At 57.2% G+C, this 6,526-nt stretch carries 7 protein-coding genes; 6 read left to right on the top strand and 1 reads right to left on the bottom strand.

Annotated features, from left to right (window positions below; all coding sequences use genetic code 11):
* Positions 1 to 294: 294 nt before the first annotated feature.
* Positions 295 to 1,776, bottom strand: coding sequence for a SecDF P1 head subdomain-containing protein (locus ACPYOP_RS28875; protein ID WP_481413678.1), 1,482 nt, complete (start codon positions 1,774 to 1,776; stop codon positions 295 to 297).
* A gap of 396 nt (positions 1,777 to 2,172) precedes the next feature.
* Between ACPYOP_RS28875 and ACPYOP_RS28870 the strand changes: the two genes are divergently transcribed.
* The 6 genes from ACPYOP_RS28870 to ACPYOP_RS28845 are packed head-to-tail and all read left to right on the top strand — an operon-like array spanning position 2,173 to position 6,407.
* Entirely contained in the window at positions 2,173 to 3,012 is an 840-nt protein-coding gene (locus ACPYOP_RS28870; RefSeq protein WP_481413677.1) for a transporter substrate-binding domain-containing protein, read from the top strand.
* Between the two features lie 54 nt (positions 3,013 to 3,066).
* Entirely contained in the window at positions 3,067 to 3,729 is a 663-nt protein-coding gene (locus ACPYOP_RS28865) for an amino acid ABC transporter permease (protein ID WP_481413676.1), read from the top strand.
* A gap of 4 nt (positions 3,730 to 3,733) precedes the next feature.
* A complete protein-coding gene (locus tag ACPYOP_RS28860; protein ID WP_481413675.1) occupies positions 3,734 to 4,393 on the top strand; it encodes an amino acid ABC transporter permease in 660 nt (219 codons plus the stop codon).
* 12 nt (positions 4,394 to 4,405) lie between these two features.
* Entirely contained in the window at positions 4,406 to 5,176 is a 771-nt protein-coding gene (locus tag ACPYOP_RS28855; protein ID WP_481413674.1) for an amino acid ABC transporter ATP-binding protein, read from the top strand.
* Positions 5,177 to 5,192: 16 nt separating this feature from the next.
* A complete protein-coding gene (locus tag ACPYOP_RS28850) occupies positions 5,193 to 5,582 on the top strand; it encodes a RidA family protein (RefSeq protein ID WP_120670481.1) in 390 nt (129 codons plus the stop codon).
* An 18-nt stretch (positions 5,583 to 5,600) separates the two neighbouring features.
* Positions 5,601 to 6,407, top strand: coding sequence for an IclR family transcriptional regulator (locus ACPYOP_RS28845; RefSeq protein WP_481413673.1), 807 nt, complete (start codon positions 5,601 to 5,603; stop codon positions 6,405 to 6,407).
* Positions 6,408 to 6,526 lie beyond the last annotated feature (119 nt).

The raw sequence follows: 6,526 nt of genomic DNA, 5'->3' as shown, positions 1-6,526 counted from the left end.
CGTTGACGGGAACTTTTGCCGCCACCAACTGATGTAGGCGTCGTCGGTCGGCGAGAGCAAGCTGCGTATAGCATCGGAACATGCCAAAATCTCCAAAGTGAAGCCATTGAAATCATTGGCATGTCGCACTTGGAAATAGAATGTACCGCGTGCATTGCTTTTCTAGCATAATCTATCTTATGGAACTTACCGCTGCTCCCGATATCACTCTCAATCCGGCAGGTTCGTAAGAGCTTATCTCCGGGCGGAAGATATTCAGCTCGGCGACGATGGCTGCTGTTGCGAACTGATCCTTCACGAGCGTACCCGTACGACAATCTTGGCGCCGGGCGCAGACAACTGTTCTGCAAATCCTAAAAGCTTCGTCTGCGGTCCGTCGTTTATCGTGACACGACCGTCCATGATCGGCTCCCTTATCCAGGGTTCCACGATGACCTTGTCGTCGATCAGCAGCTGCGTTTGCCGGCCCATCGCCGCCTGTGTGAAATCCCGAAATTTCTCAGCGCTTTCCGGTGCAAGCAAAATCTCCAGCTCGAAACCATAGGAGTTTGCGGCCGAGACAACCTTGGCGCTCTTCACCTCAAGCGAGACCGGCGTGATTGGCTCGGCGTCTTGATTGTCCGCCGCAACCGCCCCATCTTGCGATGCCGTTCCTTCGGCTTTCGATGTCGAAAGCTCATCCAGGATGCCAGGCCCGGAGCCGGCCGGCGGCAGCAGCTCGATATGCAGGCCGGAAGTCTGCAGGTCCTTTGCTGTCAGGATAGTGGGGAGTTGCAGCCGCGTCGGCATATCTTCACGCTGTATATGAGTGTATGTGCGAAATGTCGCCCCTCCGCTCGTCACGGTGACAACTTCCGATGCCTCGACCGTCGAACCGTCGTTCAGGGACACCACGAATTTGCCGTTTCGGTTCTTGCCGGCACGTTTGACGGAAGCCAGCTGATCGGCATTAAGGCTCTTCACCCGCTCGGCAAAACCGGTCATGAGTTTGCCGATTGCCGCCTGTTGCGACTGGCTGAACGTTGCCGGATCATAGTCTTCCGAGAGAGAAAGTATCGCCGTTCGCGACGCCGCATCGGCGGATTCCAGAACCCAGGTCGATGTGACGGGGACGATGACGCCGCCATAATCCTCGTTGCGCGAGGCTACCAAGGCCTGTCCGATGCTCATGGTCTCTTCCTGATAGACCTGTCCCATGGCAAGCAACTGCGCTTCCGGCACCAGGACGGTGACAATTTGGATGGGGTTTTCCTGCATGCGGTTGATGATGTCATAGACGCCGCTTTCCGGGGCAGCGACAGCTCCACCCGGCCCGTTTACCGCCATTTTCCGCATGTTCGCCAGTATCTGATCGACGCCGAACAGACTGTGCGGATAACCGTTCAGATCCGTTTCGAGCTCGAGCGCGTCAACACCGTAAGCGGTGAGAGAATTGCGATAAAGCGCGTTCATCTGATAGGTTTCGGTCGTGCCCGCCGTGCCATCCGGCAGGTCGGCGCCGAGGGACCAGCGAACCCGCATGCCCTTGTCGTCCCGTGATAGAACGGTCATGCGCTGGCGAAATTCGCCACGCACCGTCACGGGAGAGGAGCCTGATTTGTCGAACCAGGAAGACATGTCGCTTTCGGTCGCTTTTTGAACGCGATAGCTGTGCTCGGCTCCGGTTGCCGGCGCGTAGCCGGGAACGGTGACACTCTCGTCGGACCATGCAGGGCTCGACAGCGCGGCGCTGACGCAAAGGCTGGCAAGAGCTCTTCTCAAGCACAATGTCTTCATTCGGATCTCCATGGCGCTGTTTCCAAGCCCCGCCGTACCGCGCTCAACCTATTTCCGCCGATTCCTGATTTCAACAGACAACTGTCGGTTGGTCGAGCTGAGCGGTTGATTTAGTCCCGGTGCTCCACGTTTTCATCCTAATCATGCCGGAGCGAGCTACCCTGCCCTTTCCTCTGCAATCAGCGTGATCATTAGCCCGAACTTCGATTTCCGATTGCACAAAGGCAATACCACCCAACCAGCATCAATCATTGGGCAGGTCGGCGCCGGGCGATATTCGGCACCGCCTATTGACAACTTGTCCCCTATGGGACTTGATGTGCTAATCCGTTAAAACGGACATATGTCCATTATACGGGACATTGAGAACGAAGCTCTACAAAAAGGGGAACCGCAATGACGATTTCACTTCGAACCGGCCTGATCTCGCTGGCCGCGACCGCAATTCTATGCAGCCCGGTGCATGCCGCCGGCAGCAAGCTCGATGAGGTGCTCGCCCGCGGCCACCTCGTCATGGGGACCGGCAGCACCAACGCGCCCTGGCACTTCAAGAGTGCGGACGACAAGCTCCAGGGCTTTGACGTCGACATGGGCCATATCATCGCCAAGGCCCTCTTCGGCGATCCGGAAAAGATCGAATATGTCAACCAGTCCTCGGACGCGCGCATTCCGAACATCACCACTGACAAGGTCGACATCACCTGCCAGTTCATGACCGTGACGGGCGAGCGCGCTCAGCAGATCGCTTTCACCATTCCCTATTATCGCGAGGGTGTCGGCCTCATGCTCAAGGCAGATGGCAAATATGCCGATTATGCCGCACTCAAGGCGGCCGGCTCTTCGGTGACGATCTCGGTCCTTCAGAATGTCTATGCGGAAGCCATGGTCCATGCGGCCCTTCCGGAGGCAACCGTCGACCAATACGATTCCGTCGACCTGATCTATCAGGCGCTCGAGTCCGGCCGGTCCGATGCTGCAGCCACCGATCAGTCGTCCCTTGCCTGGTACATGACCCAGAACCCCGGCAAGTATAAGGATGCCGGTTATGGATGGAACCCACAGACCTATGCCTGTGGCGTCAAGCGTGGCGATCAGGACTGGCTGAACTTCGTCAATACCGCCGTTCACGAGGCGATGACCGGCGTCGAGTTCGACACTTATGCGAAGTCCTATAAAACTTGGTTCGGCAAAGACCTGGCACCTCCGCAGATCGGTTTTCCGGTCGAATTCAAGTAGTTGGCAAAAAGGAACGGGAGCATCTCCCGTTCCTTCTTCTGGAGGTGGCCTGTCATGGGTTACACGCTGAATTTTGCCGCCGTTTGGCGCAATTTTGATTTTCTTCTGAGCGGATTGATACTGAGCCTTGGTCTGGCAGCGATCTCGCTGTTGATTGGTGCAGTGCTTGGTCTTCTGGTGGCCTTTGCGCTCATCTCGAAGCAACGAGTTGCTGCGGTGCCGGCGCGCTGTTACGTCACGCTTATCCGCAATCTGCCGATCCTGGTGCTTGTGCTCTTTGCTTTTTTTGCATTGCCGCAAATAGGTTTCAGGCTCGACAAGATAAAAAGCTTTGTCCTCGTCCTGTCCTTGTACTCGGGCGCTTATCTCGCCGAAGTATTTCGTGCCGGCCTGCTGTCCATTCCCAGGGGACTGACGGAGGCCGGACTTGCGATCGGTCTCACCGGGATGCAGATCCGTACATCGATCGTCGCGCCGCTGATGCTGCGCAACGTTCTGCCTTCCTTGTCTTCGACGGTCATATCGCTGTTCAAGGATACCTCGCTCGCCGCGACCATTGCCGTCCCGGAACTGACGTTTGCCGCGCGCAAGATCAACGTCGAAAGCTTCCGCGTCGTCGAGACATGGATGGTTACCTCAGCGCTCTATGTCGCAACATGTTTCCTGATCGCCGCCATCATGCGTTTTGTTGAACGCCGGCTGGCACTGCCGAGGTAAGTCGATGTCACAGACCTTTTTGGATCAGCTTTGGATCGCCCGCTATGTCATCATGAACGGCCTGGCAATGACCGTGTCCATATCGTTGCTGGCAATTCTGGGTGGCTCATGTCTCGGCGTCCTTGTCGGACTTGCCCTGGCTTATGGCAATGCCGTCCTCCGTTTCATCATACGTGCCTATACCGATATAATCCGTGGAACGCCGGTTCTCGTTCTGGTACTTGCAAGCTATTATGTGTCGAGTGCCGTCGGACTCGCCCTCGGCCCCTTTGCCGCCGGTGTGCTGGCATTGGCCGTCTTCTGCTCATCCCATGTCGGCGAAATCGTGCGCGGCGCGCTGCAGGCGATCCCGAAAGGGCAAACCGAAGCAGCCAAGGCGATCGGTCTGACCTTTTCGCAAACATTCACCTCGGTACTCTGGCCGCAGGCACTGCGCCAATGCTTGCCAGCCTGGGTCAACACCGCAGCAGAGATGGTCAAAGCGTCGACCCTGCTGTCCGTCATCGGAGTGGCCGAACTGCTTCTCCGCTCACAGGAGATCATCTCCCGCAACTTCATGAGCCTGCAATTCTACTTTCTTGCAGGCGCTTTGTATTTCGTCGTCAACTTCGGGATCGAACGCTTCGGTCAGTTCATCGAGCGCAAGACCGCTCTTCCATCGTGAGGAAGCCAAGCCATGGCCAAAACAATTCTTGAAATCAACGGCCTGCGGAAGACCTACGGTCATCACGAGGTTCTCAAAGGCGTCGACTGCTCGGTCGCCGAGGGTGAGGTCATTTCGATCATCGGATCATCCGGATCGGGCAAGACGACGATGCTGCGCTGCGTCAACATGCTGGAAGAGTTTCAGGGCGGCACGATCAGCCTCGACGGCGAAGAGATCGGCTATCACATCGAGGGCAGTTCCCGCCGGCGCAAGAGTGAAAAGGAGATTGCCCGTCAGCGCGCACTGACGGGGATGGCCTTCCAGCAGTTCAATCTTTTTCCGCATATGACCGCCGCCGAAAACGTGATGCTTGGCCTGATCAAGGTCAAGAAGATGCAGAAGGCCGAGGCACGCGTCATCGCCGAGCGCTGGCTCGACCGCGTCGGCCTTTCGTCGCGCACCAACCATTATCCGGGTCAGCTTTCCGGCGGCCAGCAACAGCGTGTGGCGATCGCCCGTGCGATCGCGATGTCGCCGCGCCTGATGCTCTTCGATGAGGTGACCTCTGCACTCGACCCGGAACTGGTGGGCGAAGTGCTGCAGGTCATCAAGGGTCTTGCCGCGGATGGAATGACCATGCTGCTGGTCACGCACGAAATGCGTTTTGCCTATGAGGTCTCGTCCCGGGTCATCTTCATGAACCAGGGCGTGATCTGTGAGCAGGGCGATCCGAAGGAAATGTTCGTCAAGCCTAAAACCGAGCGGCTTGCCGAATTCCTGAAAACCTCAAGCTTCAACTAAAGAGGAAAAGAAGAATATGACGATCAAGCGTTATGGTGCGGGCGAGACCGGCGCAGGCGGCCAACCGCTGCCATTTGCACGTGCCACCGAAGCCGCGGGATGGCTTTATGTATCCGGCCAGGTGCCGATGGAAAAGGGTGAGATCGTGCCCGGCGGTATCGTCGGCCAGAGCCGCAAGGCAATAGAAAACATGATTGCGATCCTTGATGAAGCCGGCTACAGCTTGGAAGATGTCGTGCGCGTCGGCGTGTGGCTTGACGATCCACGCGATTTCTGGAGCTTCAACGGTGTCTATGCCGAGTATTTCGGCAAGAACCCGCCGGCCCGTGCCTGCGTTCAATCGCGCATGATGGTCGATTGCAAGGTCGAGGTCGATTGCGTGGCTTACCGCGCCGATCGCGCCTGACAAGGATTGGAGAAGAGCATGACCGAGGCCGCAAGCGATGCGGTATCGCGACGCACCCGGGGACTGGATCGCGCCTTCGAGATTCTTGAATTTCTGCGCGTGAAACGACAGCCTATGCGGCCGAACGAGATCGCGTCTGAAATCGGGGCTCCCCGGTCTTCGGTCTATGAATTGGTCAATCTTCTATTGCGCCATGGCATGCTTGATTACCAAGGGAATGACGGCCGCGTTTATCTCGGCCGCCGCCTCTACTTCCTCGGAACAGCCTATGCCGAACAATTCGATTTGATGCGCGAATGTGACCGCATGCTGGTGCGGCTGGCCGAGGAAACGCGCGAAACGGCGCAGATGTGTTTGCTTGAAGGCAGGAAATATACCGTTGCCATGATGCGCGAAGGTGTCCGGCCTTTCCGCATTTCCTCAAATGTCGGCGAGCTGGTTGCGATCCCCTGGACGGCTTCGGGTCGCCTGTTGGTCTCGCATCTTACCGATCAGGAAATCATCGACCTGATCCCGCCTGACGATTTTGTCCTCCCCAATGGGAGGCAGATGGAGCCATCCGAATTCATCGCCCAGGTGCGCCAGGCCGGTCGCGACGGGTTCTTCACTTTCAACAGCGAAGTCGAAAATTTCACTCATTGCTTCGCCGTTCCGATCTATCAGGCTGGCGGAGCCTGCATCGCCACGCTCTGCCTCGTCGCGCCGCGCGAAGATGGCCTGCGCAACCGCAGCACTTATCTACAAAGCCTGACGGCGGCCGCCAACGAAATCTCGGAGAAACTGGGTTTTCACATCGAACGCGATAAGTCCATTGCGCTCCGTTGAGCTGCCGTTCGACATCGTGCTTTTCATGATGGTCGCCGATGCGCTTCGTTTTTCAAGTGATTTGACGGACCGGAATTACGGGATAACAAAAAGATGGAGTGGTTCAGAGATTCCGTGAA

Source organism: Rhizobium sp. KNZ2-6A (genome assembly GCF_056755475.1).
This window is presented reverse-complemented; position numbering and strand designations above follow the sequence as displayed.

Excerpts from the sequence above, each read along its gene's own strand:
- ACPYOP_RS28875 (WP_481413678.1), bottom strand. The coding sequence starts at position 1,776 with ATGAAGACATTGTGCTTGAGAAGAGCTCTTGCCAGCCTTTGCGTCAGC.
- ACPYOP_RS28870 (WP_481413677.1), top strand. The coding sequence starts at position 2,173 with ATGACGATTTCACTTCGAACCGGCCTGATCTCGCTGGCCGCGACCGCA.
- ACPYOP_RS28865 (WP_481413676.1), top strand. The coding sequence starts at position 3,067 with ATGGGTTACACGCTGAATTTTGCCGCCGTTTGGCGCAATTTTGATTTT.
- ACPYOP_RS28860 (WP_481413675.1), top strand. The coding sequence starts at position 3,734 with ATGTCACAGACCTTTTTGGATCAGCTTTGGATCGCCCGCTATGTCATC.
- ACPYOP_RS28855 (WP_481413674.1), top strand. The coding sequence starts at position 4,406 with ATGGCCAAAACAATTCTTGAAATCAACGGCCTGCGGAAGACCTACGGT.
- ACPYOP_RS28850 (WP_120670481.1), top strand. The coding sequence starts at position 5,193 with ATGACGATCAAGCGTTATGGTGCGGGCGAGACCGGCGCAGGCGGCCAA.
- ACPYOP_RS28845 (WP_481413673.1), top strand. The coding sequence starts at position 5,601 with ATGACCGAGGCCGCAAGCGATGCGGTATCGCGACGCACCCGGGGACTG.